Genomic DNA, 19781 nt, shown 5'->3' on the forward strand with positions numbered 1-19781 from the left:
ATGGTCCGTTCCGTCCCGATCCTCGGCCGTATCCTCGCGATCCTCCTCGGCGTCATCGTGACGCTGTACATGCTCGTCCCGCTGCTCGTCGTCGCCGGGGCCTCGGTGGGAGAGAACCGCTTCCTCACGTTCCCCGGCCAGGGCTTCACGCTCGACTGGTACGTGGAGGCCCTCACCTCCGACACCTACCTGGAACCGTTCCGCCTGAGCCTCGTGGTGGGTGTGTCGGTCGCGATCCTCGCCGCCGCCATCGGCACCGCGGCCGCCCTCGCGCTGACGCGGTTCCGCGTTCCGGGAGGCGCGGCGATCCAGGCGCTGCTGATGTCGCCGCTGACGATCCCCACGATCATCCTCGCGATCGGCGCCCTCTCCATCGCCTCGCTCACGATCGGGTCCCCGAACGTGGGCGTGCTCATCGCGATCCATGTGGTCATCGCGATCCCCTACGTCATGCGCACCGTGACCGGCGTGATGACCCGTGCCGACCACTTCACGGAGGAGGCCGCGCGCACCCTCGGCGCCGGCACCTGGAACCGCTACCGGCTCGTGGTGCTGCCCATTGCGCGTCCGGGCATCGCGGCCGGAGCGTTCTTCGCCTTCAACATCTCGTTCGACGATGCGGTCATCGCCCTCTTCCTGCGCACCCCGCAGCTGGAGACCCTGCCCATCGCCATCTACGGCCAGCTGGAGTTCAGCACGTCGCCCACCGTGGCGGCCGTCTCGACCCTGATGGTCCTGCTCACCGTCGTCCTCATGATCGTCCTCGAACGCATCATCGGCCTGGGAAGGTTGTTCGTCTGATGACAACGCTCACCATCACTGCACTCACCAAGGACTTCAAGGGGACGAAGGTGCTCAAGGGCATCGACCTCTCGATGCGGTCCGGCGAGTTCGTCTCGCTCCTGGGCCCGTCGGGCTGCGGGAAGACGACGCTCCTCCGCTGCATCGCCGGGCTCGAGTCGCCCACGAGCGGCACGATCGAGATCGCCGGGCAGGACGTCACGAAGCTGCCGCCCGAGAAGCGTCACCTCGGCATGATGTTCCAGAGCTATGCGCTCTTCCCGCACATGAGCGTCGCCGAGAACGTGCGCTTCGGGCTGCGGATGTCGGGCGAGAAGTCGAAGACGGAGCAGAAGGAGCTCGCCGTCCGGGCGCTGGAGCGTGTGCAGATGGGCCACCTCGCCGATCGCATGCCCGCGCAGCTCTCCGGCGGACAACAGCAGCGCGTGGCCCTGGCCCGCGCCATCGCGTTCGAGCCGCGCGTGCTCCTCCTCGACGAGCCGCTGTCGAACCTCGATGCGCGTCTGCGCGAGGACATGCAGGTCGAGCTCAAGGAACTGCACCGCACGCTCGGTCTCACGACCGTGTTCGTCACGCACGACCAGGAGGAGGCGATGAGCCTCTCCGACCGGATCGTGCTCATGAACGGCGGGATCATCGAACAGGAGGGCGCGCCGGCGGAGCTGTACAGCGCCCCGCTCACGCCCTTCGCCGCCGACTTCATCGGTGCCGCGAACCTCCTTCCCGCCACGCGCTCCGGCGCGATCGCGACCCTCGACGGCACCTCCGTGCAGGTCCCGCTCACGGGCGCCGGACCGGACGGCTCCGGCGAGGTCGTGCTCCGGCAGGAGGATCTGCATCTGTCGCCCGCGGCGGGTCCGGGTGCCCCCGTCCCGGTCGAGGTCATCGCGCACGTCTACCGCGGCGCCGACGTCGTCTACATCGTCGAGCTCGCGGGGCGCCGCCTCCGTGTGGTCCGTCCCCGGCACGAGGACCCGCTCCCCGAGGGCGCGGCCGGTCTCGGCTGGCGTGACGGCGCCGTCCTCTGGATCCCCGCCGCCTGAGCCACCCCGCGCACAGCTTCGGAGATCAGCCCCGACGCGCCGGACGGCCACCCCGCACGGCGGCGTGTCGGCCGCGATCTCCGAAGCTGTGCCCGTCCGACCGGGCAGCTCAGACCCGGCGGGTCAGCACGAGACGGAGGGTCACGGCGAGGATCGTCGACACCACGATCCAGCCGAAGGCCGGGCCCAGCGCCATGAAGAACGAGGCCTGGTCTGTGGCGCCGGCCACGTTCCCGTGGTTGATCGCGCCGTGGGCCCCGATCGCCACGAGGAGTCCGGCGAGCGCGAGGAGCGGGCGCGACCAGGCGCGTCGGGCGTCGAGAGCGAGACCGAGCGCCGCGCCGGTCCAGATGGTGAGCGCGGCATGGGTGGGGAAGGTCAGGGTACGGACGATCCAGGTCGCGATGCCGGAGCCGAGATCGTTCGCCGCGATGTCCGCCGCGATCGCGGAGGCACCTCCACCGCTGCGAAACCGACGCCGACCAGGGCCCCGACCATCGCGCCGAAGAGCACGCCACGCAGCCCGATCCGCCGTGCGAGCAGAAGGATGAGCAGCACCCCGAGGCCCTTCCCCACCTCCTCCACGACGGGCGTCAGCACCCACATCGTGGGCATCGCCTCCCGGAGGATGCCCTGATCGTCCACGTACATCGCCTGCTCGGCAGACCACGCGCCGATCCCGGTGGCGAGGAGCACGGCCGCGCCGGCGCCCCAGGCCACGGCGAGCAGCGAGGACGTCCACGACCGCGCACCCCGCGGAGCGATCCAGCGGGCGACGAACGTCGGAGGGACGACCGCGGAATGCACTCCCCGATCCTTCCAGACCCGTTCCGCGACATTCCTGGGACACCGGAATGCTGCACGGGCTCGCACGGTCATAGGATCGCGGCATGGTCGACGACGACAAACCCTCCGGCGCCTCTCCCCGCGACCCCTCCCGGCGCGGATTCCTCACCGTGGGCGGTGCCGCCCTGGCCGGAGCGGTGATCGGGGGCGCGGGAGGAGCGGCGATCGGGGCCTCCGTTGCCGGGGCCGGAGGCCGGGACGGCTTCGCCGACGATCCGGATCCGTTCGCCGCACTCGCGCCCCGCTCGGAGCCCGGCTTCGATCACGTGGTCGTGGTGATGGGCGAGAACCGCTCCTTCGACAACCTCCTCGGCTACCTCTACACGGCCGAGACGCTGCCGGCGGGCGAGACCTTCGAAGGTCTCGCGTTCGGCACCCACAGCAACACCGCCCCGGACGGCACGGTGGTGGAGGCGCACGTCTACCGGGGGGACACGGATCGCATCATGAGCCTCCCCGATCCGGACCCGGGTGAGGAGTACCCGCACGTCAACACGCAGATCTTCGGCACCGTCGATCCGAAGACCAACGCCGACCTGTTCGTCGACGAGATGACCACGCCCTTCAACGCCCCCACCCACGGGGAGAAGGCGACGATGTCCGGGTTCCTCGAGGACTACATCATCAACTTCCGCCGACTGCGCGACGGGAAGGAGCCGAGCCTGGACGAAGCGCGGCACATCATGGGCTCGTTCTCGCCGGAGATGCTCCCGGTGCTCTCCACCCTCGCCGCCGAGTTCGCCGTGTTCGACCACTGGTACGCCGGAGTGCCCTCCCAGACCTTCTGCAACCGCTCCTTCTTCCACGCCTCGACCTCGCACGGCTTCGTGACGAATCAGGGTGGCGGCGGCTACCGGAAGTGGCTCGACGCCCCGGCCGCACCGACGGTGTTCAACCGCCTGGAAGACCGCAAGGTGAGCTGGCGGATCTACATCGACAAGCTCCAGCTGGTCTCCTTCACGGGGATGCTGCATGCGGCGGTGCTCGAGAAGTACTGGCGCACGGACCATTTCGGCACGATGGAGGACTTCTACGCCGACGCGAAGAACGGCACCCTCCCGGCCTACGCGTTCATCGAACCCCGGATGGTCTACGACCACAACGACTTCCATCCGCCGTTCGGGAAGCCGCGGGAGAGCGTGGTCGACGGCGAGCCCGTGTTCGACAGCGCCATCTCCGATGTGCGGGCGGGCGATCGGCTCATCCACGACATCTACGAGGCCGTGCGCACGAGCGCGACGCCCGGCGGCTCGAACGCCGTGAACACCCTGCTGCTCATCACCTTCGACGAGCACGGCGGCTGTTACGACCATGTGCCGCCGCCCGCGGCCACGAAACCCACGAAGGACGCCGGCGCCGGGGAGATGGGTTTCACGTTCGACCGGCTCGGCTGTCGTGTCCCGGCGATCGCGGTGTCGGCGTACACGCGGCGCGGCACGATCATCCACGACGAGATGCACCACGGATCGGTCACGGCCACGCTGTCGCGCCTGCACGGCCTGGAGCCGCTGAACGACCGGGACCAATCGGCCAACACGCTGCTCAACGTCGTGAACCTCGACAAGCCGCGGCGCCCGGCCGACTGGCCCGTCACCACACCCGCGTACACCCCGCCGAACCCCGAAGACGGCACCCCGCAGCCGAACGAGGCCGATCACCTCAAGCCGCTCACGCCTCCCGCCCGCGGCCTGCTCGGGCTCCTCCTCGCCCGCTACGGCGCGCCGGGCGAGAAGGAACCGGAGACCTTCGCCGACGCGTTCCGGCTCCTCCACGAGCACGGCGAGGAGCTGTTCGGCCCTCCGCTCTGACGCCGCACTTCCGCACGAGGTCGCAGAGCTTCCGGGAATCCCCCGCGACCCCGGTGCGATTCCGCGACCGTGTGCCGGCGCCTCAGCCCTCGCGGGAGAACGTGATGTGGGTCACTCCGGACTCCGCGACCTCGGACGTCACGCGATAGCCGGCCTCGAGGCCGCGCAGGTCATCCCAGAGTCGGATGCCGCTGCCGGTGAGGATGGGGGTGATGCCCACGTGCAGGTCGTCGACGAGCCCCGCGCGCAGGAACTCCCGGACCGTGGTCGCCCCGCCGCCGACGCGCACGTCACGTCCTCCGGCCACCGCCACGGCTTCCCGCAGCGCCTCCTCCGGGGTCGCGGAGAGGAAGCGGAAGCTCGTGCCGTTCGCGAACTCGATCGATGGGCGCGGAGTATGCGTGAGGACGAACACCGGCACCTCGAACGGCGGCTCCTCGCCCCACCAGCCGCGCCACTCCGGGTCGTCCGGGTTCGCGTGGAGCCCGAACATCCCGGCGCCCATGATCTCGGCGCCGATGCCCTGGAAGTACTGCGCCGCGTACTTCTCGTCCACCCCGGTGGTGCCCGCGCCGCTCGTGTCGTGGAAGACGCGCTCCTTGAAGGTGCGGGTCGCCGTGTAGGCCGCGGTGAGTCGTCCCCAGTCCTCGCCGAAGGGGTTCTCCGGGGTCTGATCGGTCGTCGTGGCGAAGCCGTCGAGGGTGATGTTGAGGTCGACGCGCACGCGGGTCATGGTGCCTCCGAAGCGGTGGGGACGGGCGCCGGTCGGCGCGCCGTCCCCAGCGTCGGGCGTCCCGCGGCCCCTGTCAAGAGCGGACCGCCGTGCCGGATCAGGCCACGGGGTCGCCCTGGACCGGTCCCTCCGTGTTGGGCTTCCACCCGAGGGCCGGCGCCACGTGCTCCGCGAACGCCTCGAGCACATGCAGGTTGTACTCCGGCCCGAGCTGGTTCGGGATGGTCAGCATGAGGGTGTCCGCGGCCATGACGGCCTCGTCCTGCCGGAGCTGCTCGATGAGCACATCGGGCTCCGCGGCGTAGGTCTTGCCGAACGTGGAGCGGAACCCGTCGATGATGCCGATCTGGTCGGCGTTCTCCTCGCTGCGCAGCCCGAAGTAGGCGCGGTCCATATCCGACACGAGCGGGAACACGCTGCGGCTGACCGAGACGCGCGGCGACCCGGTGTGGCCGGCCTCGCGGTAGGCGGAGCGGAAGAGCTCGATCTGCTCGCGCTGCAGCTCGTGGAACGGCTGACCCGTGGCCTCCGTGACGAGCGTCGAGCTCATCATGTTGAGTCCCTGGCGTCCGGTCTCCTCGGCCGTGGCGCGCGAACCCGAGCCCCACCAGATGTGGTCGCGCAGCGTGGGCGACTGCGGCTCGATCGCGAGGTACTGTCCCGCGCCCACCATGCGGGGGTCGCCGGGGGCGAGTCGCTCGCCGTCGATGGCCCGCAGGAAGATCTCGAACTTCTCCCGTGCGAGCACGCTGCCACGCTCCGGGTCCTCGTCGTCGCGGAAGCCGAAGGTCTCGTAGCCGCGCAGCGCCGTCTCGGGTGACCCACGGCTCACGCCGAGCGCGATCCGGCCGTCCGCGATGAGGTCGAGTGCGGCCGCCTCCTCCGCGAACTGGAACGGGTTCTCGTAGCGCATGTCGATCACGCCGGTGCCGACCTCGATCCGCTCGGTGCGCGCGGCCATGGCCGTCAGCAACGGCATCGGGGACGCCGCCTGGCGGGCCCAATGGTGCACGCGGACATAGGCGCCGTTGACGCCGAGCTCGTCCGCGCCCTCCGCGATCTCGATGGTCTGCTTCAGCATGTCGCCCGCGGTGCGGGTCGCCGAGCCGGGCACGTCGGCGTAGTGACCGAACGAGAGGAATCCGAAAGCCTTCATGGTGTATTCGAACGCATGGAAGCCGGGACTATTCCCCCGGGAGGAGGAAGCCGTCGAGCACGAGTCCCCGGATGCGCGGCTCGAGCTCCGCCCACAGCTGCGGGAAGGGCACCTCGAAGAGGTCGGCAAGGGCGGGGGCGATCTGCAGCACCTGGAGCTCCCCGTCGCAGGCGCCGACGAACCCGGCCAGCGCCGGGTCCACCGCGACCGTTCGCGCGAATCCGCCGCCCTGACGCAGCTCGATCACGCTCGGGTCGTCGTTGCCGGGAAGCAGGTGTCGCGCCTCCGTGACGTCAGGGGCCACGACGAGGGTGTCGGGCAGTCCCCCGGCAAGCGCATCGTGGGCCGCCAGGCCGAGAGCGAGCGCCGCCCCCACGTTCGCCACGGGCTGCGAGACACGCTCCGACCGCCGCAGCGGCTCGCCCTGCCCCCGGCGGAGCAGCACGTAGCCGAAGCCGATCGCGGTCACGCCCCGCGCCGCGAAGTCGTCGAGCCACGCGGTGAGCAGCGGAGTGAACGCGGCGTCGCGCGGCGTGATGCCGCCGTCCCTGATCCAGAGCTCGGCGTACGCGAGGGGCGACAGCTCCTCCCGCTCCACCACCCACAAGTCGAGGTCGGCGGGCACCCACGCGTCCAGCCGGGCAAGGCCCGTGATCCCCGTGCGGGACTCCCAGTTGCCCAGCAGCTGGGCGATGCCGCCCGGGGTGAGATGCGCCGGTGCCGTGCGCACGAACTGCTCGACGAGCGCGTCGCCGACGAGACCGCCGTCGCGGTACTCGTAGGCGGGCACCCCCTCGGTTCGGGGGGTGATCACGAACGGAGGGTTCGAGACGATGAGGTCGAACGCCTCCCCGGCGACCGGCTCGAACATGCTGCCGTGGCGGAACTCGATGTTCGTGACCCCGTTGAGCTGCGCGTTCAGCGCGGCGTAGGCGAGTGCTCGGCGGGAGACATCGGTGGCGACGACCCGGCCGGCTCGCCGCGCCACGAGGAGCGCCTGGATGCCGCAGCCCGTGCCGAGGTCGAGGGCACGATCCACCGCGAGCGGCACGACCGTCTCGGCGAGCGTGCGCGAGGCCCCGCCCACGCCGAGCACGTGATCGGCGGGCAGCGGACCGTCGAGGGCGACCTCGTCCAGATCGCTCGCGATCCACCACTCCCCGACACCGTCCTCGTCGACGAACGACTGCGGGCGCAGCAGCGCGACCGGGATCACGGAGTCGGCGTCGACCGTCGCCAGCCCCAGGGCCTCCAGACCGTCCACGCCGAGGGTGGGCAGGGCGCGCTCCACCGCCGCGCGGGGCTGCGGAAGCCCGAGCACCAGGAGACGTCCGAGGGTCGCGAGCACGCCCTCGTCCCCGGCGATCGCCCGCAGGATGGGTTCGCGCAGGCCGCGGGCGAGGGCATCGTCCGCCTCCTCTCCCCAGAGGCGACGCAGGGGCTCGGATCGGAGGTCGGCGGCGTCGAGATCCGCGGCGAACGCGGCACTGCGGAGCGGGTCGGGATGGGGGGCGGGGGTGTCGGACACGGCCGTCACTCTACGCGTCTTCAGGGTTCTCCTCCCTCCGGCCTCCTAGAATCGCAGGGTCAGTACTCACGATCCGCCTCCTCCCGGCGTTCGAGGAAGACCTTCATGACCGCGATCACTCCCGAGACGGGCCTCCGCGCGCGCGTGCGCCGGCTCGCGGCGTTCGTGGTCGCCGCCGGCGTCTGCGTCCTGGGGGTCGGCGGACCGGCGATGGCGGCCGACCAGCCCCCCGCGGACGACGACCAGCGGGTGGAGCTGCATGTCACGGCGGGCCTGCGCGGCACCGTCGCGCCGGGCACGTCGACCTCGGCGGTGATCACGATCGACAACGAGACCGCGTCGGAGCTCTCCACGGGCCGGGTCGAGGTCGAGCTCGGCAGCACGCCGCTCGGCGACGATGCCGCCGTCACGAACTGGCTGGACGAGGGGCGTGCTGCCGGTTCGTTCCTCCCGCTCGGCGACGAGACCACGAAGACGGCCGAGGCCGGAGGATCCGCGACCACGACGGTGTTCGTGCCGCAGGAGACGCTCGAGCCCCTCGCGCCCGGCGTGTACCCGCTGCGGGCCGTCCTGAGCGATGCCCGCACGAAGGACACCGCGGGGCAGCGCACCACCACCTGGGATGCGACCGCGACGAGCGTCCTCGTCGTCACCTCCGCGCCGACCAGTCCGATCGGGGTGCTCGTCCCGATCACCGCGACCCCGGCCGGCGGAGCCCTGCTGAGCGCCGAGGAGCTCACCGACCTCACCGCCCCCGACGGCGACCTCACCGCACAGCTCGACGGCGTGGCGGGGACGACGGCCGTGCTCGCACTCGATCCCGCCATCCCCGCCGCCATCCGCGCCCTCGGCACGGCCGCCCCCTCGACGGCCACGGACTGGCTGGAGAGGCTCGAGGAGCTCCCCAACACCCGCTTCGCCCTGCAGTTCGGCGACGCCGACCTCACCGTGCAGGCCCAGGCCGGTCTCCCGGATGCCCTGGCGCCACTCCCCCTGACCTCCCTGCTCGACCCCGCCGCCTTCCCGCAGCAGCGCGCCGTCACGCCGACGAGCACGCCCGGGACCGCGGCGGTACCGTCTCCCACGCCGACCGACGGCCCCGCGCTGCCCACCGATGAGGAGCTGGCGGAGATCGACGGGGCCATCCCGGGGATCGTCTGGCCCGAGAGCGACCTGGCGCAGGGCGACCTCGCCGCCTTCTCCGGGTACCTGGACCGGAAGACGACGACGGTGGTGTCGTCGACGACGGTCGGTGGGCAGAGTTCCGCCCACGCGACGTCGGCCGGCCAGGACCTGCTCGTCATCGACGCCGCCACGTCCGCCGCGCTGTCGGCCGCCGCGGCCGAATCCTCCTCCGCCCCGCGTCAGGCGCACCTGGCCGAGGCCGCGGCGCGGCTGTTCCTCGCGGGTGCCCGCGCCCCCGGTGCCCCGCTCCTCGTGGGGCTGGATCGCGACGAGAACCGCTCGGCCGACGCGCTCCGCGACGCGATCTCGGCGGCGGACTCCGTCGGATTCGAGCTCTCCGCGGTGCGCGCGGCCCCTGCCGCCTCCGTCACCGTCCCGGATGCCGCTGCGGCCACCAGGGCCCCTGACCTCGCGAACCTGCTCACGGACGAGGGCGCCCTCACCGCGTTCGCCACCGTCCTCGACGACCCCCTCGTACTGCTGAGCCCGGAGCGCATCCGGATCCTGCGCACGATCGCGGTCGGCTCGTCCGATGAGGCCTTCGCAGAGAAGGTCGCGGCCCATCGAGCCCGCACCACCGAGACGCTCGGCGCGGTCAGCATCCCCGACTCCAGCACCATCCAGCTGCTCACGGCCAACGCCGACCTGCCGATCGCGGTGCGCAACGACCTCCCCTGGCCTGTGACCGTGCGGCTGTTCGCGGCCCCCAGCGATCCGCGCCTCGAGGTGAAGCCCGTGATCGACGTCGAGGTGCAGGCGAACTCGACGACCAGGGCGAAGGTGCCTGTCTCCGCCCGGGTGGGCAGCGGCGAGCTCGATCTGCGTCTCGCGCTGACCAGCCCGACGGGAGTGCCGATCCAGTCGGAGCAGACCGTCCGCGTGGCGGTGCGGGCGGAGTGGGAGACCATCGGGCTCGTCATCTTCGGCGGCCTGGCCGTGCTGCTCATCGCTCTCGGCGTCGTCCGCACGGTGCGTCGGAAGCGCCGGGAGGCGATCGAGGAGCAGGCGGTCGAGGCAGCCGTCGAGGAACTGATCGAGGAGAAGGAGGCGGAGGCCGCGGTGCAGGAGGGTCTCGACGGCCCTGATGCCCCTTCCGCGAAGGAGTCGCGTGACTAGTCTCGGGCGCGCCAGCGCCATCATCGGCGCGGGCACCCTGGTCTCCCGCGTGACCGGGCTGCTGCGCAGCATCATCCTCGTGGCGGTGATCGGCTCGTTCGGGTCGGGTCCTGCCGACGCGTTCGCCGCGGCCAACACCCTGCCGAACAGCGTCTTCTCCCTCATCTCCGTCGGGATCCTCACCGCGGTCATCGTGCCGCAGATCGTCAAGGCCACGGCTGACGCCGACGGGGGAAACACCTTCATCTCGAAGCTCTTCACCCTCGGCACCGTCGTCCTGGTCGCCGTCACGGCGGTGGCCACGATCGCAGCACCCTGGCTCGTGCAGATCGTGGCCGGCGGGTTCTCGCCCGCGACCCAAGCGCTCGCGACCGCCCTCGCCTACTGGTGCCTGCCGCAGATCCTGTTCTACGGCCTCTACGCGCTGCTGGGCGAGGCTCTGAACGCGCGGCGTATCTTCGGGCCGTTCACCTGGGCCCCCGTCGTCAACAACATCGTCTCCATCATCGGGTTCCTCATCCTCGGGTGGGTCTTCGCACCGGTCTCCCGGAACTCCGCCGAGTGGACCCCGGAGATGATCGCCACTCTCGGCGGCACGGCGACCCTCGGCATCGCCGTGCAGGCGCTCATCCTGCTCCTGTTCTGGAGGCGGACGGGCCTCTCCCTCCGTCCGGACTTCCAGTGGCGAGGGGTCGGCCTCGGCAACGTGGGGAAGCTCGCCGGATGGACGTTCCTGATGGCATTCGCCTCCCTGGCTGCGGGCGTGCTCCAGGGCAACATCGTCAGCAACGCGTCCGGCACCGGGGCATCCCTCGCCGTGACCACCAACGCGTGGCTCATCTTCATGCTGCCGTATTCCGTCATCGTCCTGTCGATCGGAACCCCGTACTTCACGCAGATCAGCGAGCACGCCGCCGCAGGTCGCGATGACGAGGTCCGGGGGGACATCTCGCGAAGCATCCGCACTCTGCTCTTCTTCATCGTCGCCGCCGTCGCCGCCGTCGCCGCCGCCGCCATCCCCGCCTCCCGTGTCTTCACCGAGAGCCCCTCGGATGCCGAGGGCGCCGCCATCGTCCTCCTCTGCTATCTGATCAGCCTCATCCCGCTCACGATCCTGTTCATCGTCCAGCGCACCTTCTACGCCTACGACGACACGCGCACGCCCTTCTGGTTCACGATCTTCCAGTGCACGTTGATCGTCGTGACCGCGCTGGGCGCCGCCGCGCTCCTGTCCGCAGAGGTCATCGCCCTGACCCAGCTGGCTGCCGCCGTGGCTCTCGGCCAGTCCATCGCCAGCACGCTGCAGACGATCGTGGCGACCTGGCTGCTGCATCGCAAGATCGGCGGGCTGGGCGTCCTCTCGTGGATGCGTGCCCTGGCGCTCTTCGCGATCGCCGCGATCCCGGCCGGTCTCGCCGGCTGGGGCACCTTCCTCCTCCTCGGCGGGACGACGGGATGGGCGACGTCCGGAGTCATTCCCGGCACCCTGGCGACGGCCGTCATCGGCCTCGTCGTCGTACTCGTCTACGTCGCGATCCTCGCGGTCTTCCGCGCCCCGGAGCTGAAGGCCGCCGGCGGCCTCGTCCGCCGCTTCCTTCCCGGCCGCTGACGCGGGAATGCCCCGCGGTTACCATGGGTTGAAGCAGTCGGACGTCTTTCGACGGCACCGCCTTTCTAACGGAGATCACATGCGTCAGGTCATCATCATCGGCTCCGGCCCCGCCGGATTCACGGCTGCCATCTATGCGGCGCGCGCGAACCTGGAGCCGCTCCTCATCGCGAGCTCCGTCGAGGTCGGCGGAGAGCTCATGAACACGACCGAGGTGGAGAACTACCCCGGCTTCCCGGAGGGCATCCAGGGCCCCGAGCTCATGGCCAAGTTCCAGGAGCAGGCCGAGAAGTTCGGCACCGAGGTGCTCTACGACGACGTCACCGAGCTCGACGTCGCCGGTCCCGTCAAGAAGGTCACCCTCGGTTCGGGCGCCACCCACGAGGCGAAGACCATCATCTACGCGACGGGTTCCGCTTACCGCAAGCTCGGCATCGAGGGCGAGGAGCGCCTCTCCGGCTTCGGCGTCTCCTGGTGCGCCACCTGCGACGGCTTCTTCTTCCGTCAGAAGACGATCGCCGTCGTCGGCGGCGGTGACTCGGCGATGGAGGAGGCCACCTTCCTCACGCGCTTCGCGGACAAGGTGTACGTCATCCACCGCAAGGACACCCTGCGGGCCTCGAAGATCATGCAGGAGCGCGCCTTCGCGAACGAGAAGATCGAGTTCGTGTGGAACAGCGAGGTCGTGGAGATCCTCGGCGACAACGCCGTCTCGGGCGTGCAGCTGCGTTCCACGGAGGACGGCTCGCTGCGCGACCTGCCCCTCGACGGCCTCTTCATCGCCATCGGCAACGACCCGCGCACCCACCTCGTCCACGAGAAGCTCGAGCTCACGCCCGAGGGGACGATCTGGGTCGACGGTCGCTCCTCGCGCACGTCGGTTCCCGGAGTCTTCGCCGCCGGCGACGTGATCGACCCCACCTACCGCCAGGCCATCACCGCCGCCGGAACGGGCACGATCGCGGCCCTCGACGCCGAGCACTTCCTCGCCGACCTTGAGGACTCCTCCGTCGAGGTCCCCGCGGCCGAGGCCGCCGAGGTCATCACGGCCTGACCACGGCCGGGAACACTTTCCCCCCGCCCGTTGTTGCAACAGGCGAACCTCGAACAAGGAGAACTCTGATGAGTGCAAAGGCAACGAGCCAGGCGACCTGGGAGCAGGACGTGCTGCAGGCCGATGGTCCCGTGCTGGTGGACTTCTGGGCCGAGTGGTGCGGTCCGTGTCGTATGGTCGCGCCGGTGCTGGACGAGATCCAGTCCGACAACCCCGACAAGATCACCATCCTCAAGCTCAACGTGGACGAGAACCCGGAGCTGGCCATGAAGTACCAGATCACGTCGATCCCGGCGATGAAGGTCTTCCAGGGCGGAGAGGTCAAGACGACGATCATCGGTGCCAAGCCGAAGTTCGCCCTCGAGCAGGATCTCGCCGCTTTCCTCGGCTGATCCCCCACGACCACGAGAAGGGCCGCACCTCCGGGTGCGGCCCTTTTCGCATTCTCCGCGCCGCCCGTACGGGTCCGCCACGGATCAGGAGAGAACGATGAGCATCGGCGTCAGGAGGCGTCGGCGATGCGCGGGTCCCAGCGACGGTGGCGCTGCTTCTCGTCCAGAAGCCCCCAGACGGCCGGGGTGAGCTCCGGGTACTCCAGGGCGATCTGTCGCAGCACGCGGTAGTGTCGCGCGGCGTTGGGTCGGACACCGTCGTTGGCAGCGATGTTGTCCGCACGGAGCAGGTACACGACGAGTTCGTCGACGCTGGGCAGCTCCTCCATGAACTCCCAGGGGTCCTCACCGCCCAGAAGGCGCTCCTGGACGAGGACGGCGAGTTCGTCCGACGCCTCGGCGCGCAGCACTTCCAGGCTGGCGCGACGGGGGACGGCTTCGGTCATCCCTCCAGCCTACGCGCGTGCGCGACGGGGTCGGCGCTCCACCTTCGCATCCTCGCTCATGTCCTCGAGCTCGCGGCCCTTGGTCTCCGGCACCTTGAAGAACACGAAGAAGAACGACAGCAGCGCGAAGAACGCGTAGAAGCCGTACGCGAAGGTGAGGCCGATCTCGGCGAACGCCGGGAACGTCGTCGAGATGAAGAAGTTGGCCACCCACTGCGCCGCCGCGGCGACGGCGAGAGCGCCGGCACGGATCGAATTCGGGAAGATCTCGCCCAGGAGCACCCACACGAGCGGGCCCCAGCTCGCACCGAAGAACACGACGAAGCCGTTGGCGCAGATGAGGGCGACGGTGGCCCAGGGATCGGGCAGGGTCGCGGTTCCGGAGGCGTCGAGCGTGCCGAACGAGAAGGCGAGCGCCATGAGTCCGAGGGTCACCGTCATGCCGACCGAGCCGACGAGGAGCATGATCCGACGACCGACCCGGTCGACGAGAAGGATCGCGACGATCGTGACGACGATGTTCGTGACGGAGGTGATGACGGACGTGAGGAGGGCACTGGATTCGTCGAAGCCCACCGACTGCCACAGCGTGGTGGAGTAGTAGAAGATGACGTTGATGCCGACGAACTGCTGGAACACCGACAGCAGGATGCCGACCCAGACGATCGGCTTGAGCCCCAGTCGGCTCCCCCGCAGATCCCGCAGCGACTCGGAGCGCTCCGTGTCGATCGTGCCCGTGATCTCCTTGATCTTCGCTTCGGTGTCGATCGTCCCTGTGACGGTCTGGAGCACTTCCGCGGCGCGCTTCACCTCGCCCTTGCGGACCAGGTAGCGCGGCGACTCCGGCAGCCGCAACGACACAAGTCCGTAGACGAGCGCGGGGATGGCCGCGACCATGAACATCCACCGCCACGCGGTCAGGCCCCACAGCGGCTGGTCGGCCTCCCCCGCGATGCCCGCCAGCAGGGCGTCGGACAGGAGGGCGGCGAAGATGCCGAGGACGATGGCGAGCTGCTGCAGCGATCCGAGCCGACCGCGGATCGCTGCCGGCGAGACCTCCGCGATGTACGCGGGTGCGATCACCGACGCCGCACCGACGCCGAGACCGCCGATCACACGCCAGACGATGAGGTCGACGACACTGAAGGCGAGGCCGGAGCCGATCGCCGAGACGAAGAACATGGCCGCGGCGACCACCATCACGGGGATGCGTCCGAACTTGTTCGAGACGGGCCCGGCGAACCAGGCCCCCACGGCGCAGCCGATCAGGGCGGACGACACGGCGAAGCCCTTGAGGCCCGTGCCCAGATCGAAACCGGAGACGTCTCCGGCCAGAGCGTCGACGGCGCCGTTGATCACCGCGGTGTCGAATCCGAAGAGGAATCCGCCCAGAGCCGCCGCGATACTGACGGCGATCACGCGACGCTTGATACTCGCTGGATCAGCTGATCTGGACATGACATCCCCCTCGCATCGTCAAGATGACGCGAGTCTATGTCACCCCCGACCGGGGGCGCGGTCACCGCGCGGAGCCGTACCCTTCTTCGCCCAGCTCCTCGAGAATGCGGTTCAGATCCTGGATCGATGCGAAATCAATCGTGACCTGGCCTTTTCGTGCACCCAGGGAGATCCGGACGCGCGTGTTGAGCCGGTCTCCGAGCTTGCCGGCGACCTCGTCCAGGTAGGCTCGCCGTGCACCCGGGGTGGGCTTGGGAGTCTTCCCTGCGGACGGCTGCGACTTGGCGGCTTCCTCCGTCGCGCGAACGGACAGGTCTTCGTTGACGACCTTGTCCGCCAGACGCTGCATCGCTTCCGGAGAGTCCACGCTGAGGATCGCGCGGGCATGTCCGGCGGTCAGTACGCCGGCGGCCACCCGCTGCTGCACCGGCACCGGCAGCTTGAGCAAGCGGATGGTGTTGCTGATCTGCGGACGGGAGCGGCCGATGCGCGTGGCCAGCTCCTCCTGGGTGATCCCGAAGTCGTCGAGGAGCTGCTGGTAGGCCGAAGCCTCTTCGAGAGGATTCAGCTCCGAGCGGTGCAGGTTCTCCAGCAGCGCGTCACGCAGGAGGTCCTCGTCGGCCGTGTCGCGGACGATGGCGGGGATGGCCTCGAGTCCGGCCTCGCGGGCGGCCCGCGTGCGCCGCTCCCCCATGATGAGCTCGTACTCGCCGTCGCTGTTCTTCCGGACGACCACCGGCTGCAGTACGCCGAACTCACGGACGCTGTGCACGAGTTCCGCGAGGTCCTCGGGGTTGAAGTGCGTGCGGGGCTGCCGCGGGTTCGGCACGATCGCCTGCGGGTCGACCTGGATCAGGTGGATCCCCGGCACCGCCTCGAGTTCGGTCTCGGGCGCGGCGTTGGCGCTCGTGGAGGGAGCCTCGGGGGTCGGAGCGATCTTCGCACCGGGGAAGAACACGTCGACGGGACGCTCGGTCTGGTCCGCCGTCGGGATGAGGGCGCCGATGCCGCGGCCGAGTCCAGTGCGCTTCGCCATTATTTCTCCTTGCTCTGCGTCTGTCGCGACGCGATTTCGACGGCGGCCTCGCGGTACGCGATCGCCCCGGCGGACTGACCGTCGTAGGCGATGACCGTCTGGCCGAAACTGGGGGCTTCCGACACACGGACGGAGCGCGGAATCACGGTGTCCAGCACCTGCGAGGGGAAGTGGGACCGCACTTCCTCCGCCACCTGCTGGGCCAGCCGCGTCCGTCCGTCGAACATCGTGAGGAGGATGGTCGACAGATGCAGCCCCGGGTTGAGGTGCTTCTGGATCATCTGGATGCTGCCGAGCAGCTGGCTCAGACCCTCCAGGGCGTAGTACTCGCACTGGATCGGGATGAAGACCTCGTTCGCGGCAGTGAAAGCGTTGATCGTGAGCAGCCCGAGGGAAGGAGGGCAGTCGATGATCACGAAGTCCACCGGATGCTCCGCGAGGTAGTCCTCCAGAGCCCGGCGGAGGCGGTGCTCTCGCGCCACCTGCGCGACGAGTTCGATCTCAGCACCCGCAAGGTGGATCGTGCTCGGCGCGCAGAAGAGGTTCGGGCTCTCGGGGCTGGGCTGAACGATCTCCGCAAGGGGGAACTCGTCGATGAGGACATCGTAGACACTCGGGGTGTCGGCGTTGTGCGGCACCCCAAGAGCAGTGGAAGCGTTCCCCTGCGGATCGAGGTCGATGACGAGCACCTTCGCGCCCAGTCCCGCCAGCGCGGATGCGATGTTCACGGCGCTGGTGGTCTTACCCACACCGCCCTTCTGATTCGACACCGTCAGGATGCGGGTGTCGCCACTGAACTCGACGGAGACCCCTTCCAGCGCGCGGCGCCGGGCGGAGAGATCCGCGATTTCTCGCGCGAGGGGTGTATCCATCCCGAACGACTCGTTCGACGATGCCTTCTCGGACTGTTTCACGTGAAACATCCACTCCTTTCGGGGCCGCGTTCCACTCTAATCGCAGGTACGGACCTCGCATCACAGGCGCGACCAGGCAGCAGGGTGCGTGCCTCGCGCGCCGTGTCCGCCGAATGGACCGCATGGCGCTGGACACGGACGTTTCACGTGAAACGCCTGGCCGCCCTCCCGTCCTGGAGATCGGCCTAGGTGCCACACCTTTTTGGCCTGTGATCCGGCGTGACGGGCGGAACTGGCTTCGCCATCATCCGCGTCCCCCGGGTCACGTCGGGTCGGGAGCATGCTTCCGTCAGGTCCGCGAATCATCTCCTCCTTCTTCACCGGATCCGTCACGCTACGAGGCCCTGGCACGCTCTCCTCGGCCCCCGCAGATGCTCGTCCCCCGCCCCGTCTGTGTTTCCATGCAGTCCCGCGGTCCAAGATCCGTAAGGGCCCCGACCCCCGGGGCTCGCGCCTGGACATGGGCAATACGGCACACGCAGGCCCCACCTCTACGGGTCCCAATCGGAGACCGAGACAGCCACCACGGAGCCAGGCCGCCAGGCGGGAACGCCCACCCCTGCCGGCTTCCTTGTCCGTGTCTGAGCCCCCTGCACCCGCCTAGCTCGCCCGCACCGCGCCAACGTCGTTTGAACCTCCACATCGAGCCTTGTCTACCCCAGGAACTCGGCGTAGTCCGCGTACGCCTGGTGTTCCGACCGCGCCTGCCTCCACCCGTCGCTGCCGCACGGGCCATAGTGGCGCATGCCCCTCCCCCGGCACGCGATCCACGCGTCCGGTGAACGTACTGCTCCTCATGCGCGGGGACAGGCGATGAGCCCACACATTCGGTGCCGTTTCACGTGAAATGCCCAGGGGCGCCCCCTGTGGGCGAGCGCTCACTCCGTGTCGCTGAGTACCGCAGGTAATCCACTAGGCCGGCGTGATGCGACACCTTTCGAAGACCGCGAGCGCTGACGCCCGCTGGAGTGCGCCCTCCACGCCGCCGCGCATTCGAGTAGCTCGGCACCAGTGCTCGCCACGGTATGCCCCCGCGATTTCCCCAAGCCGGCACGCGAGGTCCCGTGCGGACCCCGTCGACATCACAGCCATCCGTCGGCGCTCGGTCACGCACATGAAACCCACGCAGTCGCCGGCCCAGAGACGACAACTCATTCGTCTGCACCCGCCGGGTGCTCACTGCCGCCTAATCAGAGGATTAGACAGCCCCCGCCGAACCCCTCACCAGTGGAGCACCCGCGCTCACCAACGACCGCTCACCAGCCGTGTCAAACACCGCGGGCACCACCGTGAGCGTGAGGCAACCCACGACCGACCCCCCACGACTAACGCCTCACGACGAACTGACTCTCAGCGTGCCGGGCTTCGTCAGATGACACAACCGCCCCGACCCCCGCCGCACCCGAGAGGGTGTTCCCGTGAACCAGCGGCACGGCGCCCGGACCTCGGCTCTGCGCGCTGCGATCCTTAGCCGGGGACGCCGCGCAGCATTAGATGCTGGGCTTGGATAGCGAAACGCCTGGTCACCTCCCGGCCCGCCGTCCGTCCCCACCTGCTGCCGGCAGCGTTTCACGTGAAACCGCCGAATGACGCCCGACGCTAGCCTCTACGTGCTGCCACCCGTGGCCCATGCCGCCTCGCAGCATGAGGCAGTCCGTTTGGGTACTGTCCCGGCCGTCCCGCACACCCACAGCCCTCGGCCGTCAACCGCTGTCAGTCATGGTTTCACGTGAAACAGCCCTACCTCCCCGACGCTCGGCAATGCGCGCTGCACTCCTTGCCAACTCCCGCCGCGCGGGGGGTCAGGCACGGCTCTTGGATCGCAAGGCGATTGCTCTGCTTACTGAGAACCCTGCACCCCCGCAGTTGTCGCCAGCGTTTCACGTGAAACGGCCGCACCGCTCCCGACCCTTGTCCCTGCGCTCTACGCTCCTCAACCTACGTCGCCGCGCAGCGGTACGTACTGGCTCTGGCAGCGAGGCAACATCTTGCCTCGATACCGGGGCTTGGCCACCAGCTGCATTCAACTGCCGTTTCAAGTGAAACGTCGGCCCGGGACTCAGCCCTCAGCGCACCGACAGGGTCGGACGCCAGACGCTGCGACTGCCTACAATGCGCCTGCGTACGCTATCGAGCTGCCCGGACCCTGGTGAGCCGCAGTCCGGATACCTCGTCGCCCTTGTTCCATATGAAACGGACCAGGGCCGACAGGGCGCCGGCAAAACAACGCACACACCTCTCGTCAATGCGTCCGGGGTGGCTGAGCCAGCCAGTCCTCCGCCCGCCGTCGCGAGGACGTGCCGAGCGGAGCAGAACTTGCATTGCCACCCGATCTCGCATCTGAGCGCCGCTTTTAGGATTGCGGGCCCCACGACACATCGTGCCGGGCGTTCGTGACGAGTGGTTCTGCACGGTACGTGGCGTGGGCACCTATTGGGGCGCCCGGGCCCTGCTCGTGCGGACACGGAAGTCCTGCCTTGGCAGCTCCGGGAAGACAAGGTGTGGCGACAACAGTCACGGCGCGGACGCCGCCCCACCCCAACGGTCGACGCGCACGGCGCACCCTCAACCGACGTCCCGCCCGCCTTAATGACACCTCCCCCTCACCATCGCGCCACGGCCCATCCGCGTTCAGGTACCCACTGATGAGGCCAGG

General features: G+C 69.5%; 16 protein-coding genes and 1 pseudogene. 7 read left to right on the forward strand and 10 right to left on the reverse strand.

Annotated elements, in window-relative coordinates:
* Positions 1–801, forward strand: a complete 801-nt coding sequence (locus tag ACFU8V_RS02520; RefSeq protein ID WP_378868773.1) for an ABC transporter permease — start codon at positions 1–3, stop codon at positions 799–801.
* Entirely contained in the window at positions 801–1844 is a 1044-nt protein-coding gene (locus ACFU8V_RS02525; protein WP_126893785.1) for an ABC transporter ATP-binding protein, read from the forward strand. Before ACFU8V_RS02520 ends, ACFU8V_RS02525 begins: the two co-directional genes overlap by 1 nt.
* Before the next feature lie 109 nt (positions 1845–1953).
* Here the strand turns inward: ACFU8V_RS02525 and ACFU8V_RS02530 are convergent, their stop codons facing one another.
* From ACFU8V_RS02530 to ACFU8V_RS02540, 3 genes and pseudogenes are all read right to left on the reverse strand, one after another.
* Positions 1954–2112 carry a hypothetical protein gene (locus ACFU8V_RS02530; protein WP_378871888.1) on the reverse strand — a complete coding sequence of 53 codons (159 nt, stop codon included), beginning with the start codon at positions 2110–2112 and terminating at the stop codon, positions 1954–1956.
* Between the two features lie 6 nt (positions 2113–2118).
* Positions 2119–2289: pseudogene (locus tag ACFU8V_RS02535) on the reverse strand (PrsW family glutamic-type intramembrane protease); the annotation flags it as partial.
* Entirely contained in the window at positions 2223–2651 is a 429-nt protein-coding gene (locus ACFU8V_RS02540; RefSeq protein ID WP_378868777.1) for a PrsW family glutamic-type intramembrane protease, read from the reverse strand. The gene ACFU8V_RS02540 and the pseudogene ACFU8V_RS02535, both read right to left, overlap by 67 nt.
* Before the next feature lie 83 nt (positions 2652–2734).
* On the opposite strand from ACFU8V_RS02540, the gene ACFU8V_RS02545 reads away from it, so the two are divergent.
* Positions 2735–4498, forward strand: coding sequence for an alkaline phosphatase family protein (locus ACFU8V_RS02545; protein ID WP_378868780.1), 1764 nt, complete (start codon positions 2735–2737; stop codon positions 4496–4498).
* A gap of 82 nt (positions 4499–4580) precedes the next feature.
* Here the strand turns inward: ACFU8V_RS02545 and ACFU8V_RS02550 are convergent, their stop codons facing one another.
* The 3 genes from ACFU8V_RS02550 to ACFU8V_RS02560 all read right to left on the reverse strand — a co-directional run bounded on the left by ACFU8V_RS02550 (position 4581) and on the right by ACFU8V_RS02560 (position 7924).
* The gene (locus tag ACFU8V_RS02550; protein ID WP_378868783.1) at positions 4581–5231 is read right to left on the reverse strand and encodes a dihydrofolate reductase family protein; all 651 of its coding nucleotides are present in this window, start codon (positions 5229–5231) and stop codon (positions 4581–4583) included.
* A 97-nt stretch (positions 5232–5328) separates the two neighbouring features.
* Entirely contained in the window at positions 5329–6387 is a 1059-nt protein-coding gene (locus ACFU8V_RS02555) for an LLM class flavin-dependent oxidoreductase (RefSeq protein WP_378868786.1), read from the reverse strand.
* A gap of 28 nt (positions 6388–6415) precedes the next feature.
* A complete protein-coding gene (locus tag ACFU8V_RS02560; protein WP_378868789.1) occupies positions 6416–7924 on the reverse strand; it encodes a class I SAM-dependent methyltransferase in 1509 nt (502 codons plus the stop codon).
* A 96-nt stretch (positions 7925–8020) separates the two neighbouring features.
* On the opposite strand from ACFU8V_RS02560, the gene ACFU8V_RS02565 reads away from it, so the two are divergent.
* The 4 genes from ACFU8V_RS02565 to trxA all read left to right on the forward strand — a co-directional run bounded on the left by ACFU8V_RS02565 (position 8021) and on the right by trxA (position 13271).
* Positions 8021–10216, forward strand: a complete 2196-nt coding sequence (locus tag ACFU8V_RS02565; protein WP_378868792.1) for a DUF6049 family protein — start codon at positions 8021–8023, stop codon at positions 10214–10216.
* On the forward strand, positions 10209–11825 hold the full coding sequence (gene murJ, locus ACFU8V_RS02570) for a murein biosynthesis integral membrane protein MurJ (RefSeq protein ID WP_062765876.1): 1617 nt from the start codon (positions 10209–10211) through the stop codon (positions 11823–11825). The genes ACFU8V_RS02565 and murJ overlap by 8 nt, the downstream gene beginning before the upstream one ends.
* 79 nt (positions 11826–11904) lie before the next feature.
* Positions 11905–12879: a thioredoxin-disulfide reductase gene (trxB, locus tag ACFU8V_RS02575; protein ID WP_025102858.1), complete on the forward strand. Its 975-nt coding sequence runs from the start codon at positions 11905–11907 to the stop codon at positions 12877–12879.
* 68 nt (positions 12880–12947) lie between these two features.
* Positions 12948–13271, forward strand: a complete 324-nt coding sequence (gene trxA / locus ACFU8V_RS02580) for a thioredoxin (protein ID WP_025102859.1) — start codon at positions 12948–12950, stop codon at positions 13269–13271.
* 110 nt (positions 13272–13381) lie between these two features.
* On the opposite strand, the gene ACFU8V_RS02585 is transcribed toward trxA, so the two are convergent.
* The 4 genes from ACFU8V_RS02585 to ACFU8V_RS02600 all read right to left on the reverse strand — a co-directional run bounded on the left by ACFU8V_RS02585 (position 13382) and on the right by ACFU8V_RS02600 (position 17134).
* Positions 13382–13717, reverse strand: a complete 336-nt coding sequence (locus ACFU8V_RS02585) for a hypothetical protein (RefSeq protein ID WP_062765879.1) — start codon at positions 13715–13717, stop codon at positions 13382–13384.
* Positions 13718–13726: 9 nt separating this feature from the next.
* A complete protein-coding gene (locus ACFU8V_RS02590) occupies positions 13727–15175 on the reverse strand; it encodes a sugar porter family MFS transporter (protein WP_197426474.1) in 1449 nt (482 codons plus the stop codon).
* A gap of 61 nt (positions 15176–15236) precedes the next feature.
* Entirely contained in the window at positions 15237–16211 is a 975-nt protein-coding gene (locus ACFU8V_RS02595) for a ParB/RepB/Spo0J family partition protein (protein ID WP_025102862.1), read from the reverse strand.
* Complete coding sequence (locus tag ACFU8V_RS02600) at positions 16211–17134, reverse strand: ParA family protein (protein WP_025102863.1); 924 nt, start codon at positions 17132–17134, stop codon at positions 16211–16213. The genes ACFU8V_RS02595 and ACFU8V_RS02600 overlap by 1 nt, the downstream gene beginning before the upstream one ends.
* Between the last annotated feature and the right edge of the window lie 2647 nt (positions 17135–19781).

Origin of the sequence: Microbacterium sp. NPDC057658 (genome assembly GCF_042799975.1) — a bacterium.
In the GTDB taxonomy this organism is placed as follows: domain Bacteria; phylum Actinomycetota; class Actinomycetes; order Actinomycetales; family Microbacteriaceae; genus Microbacterium.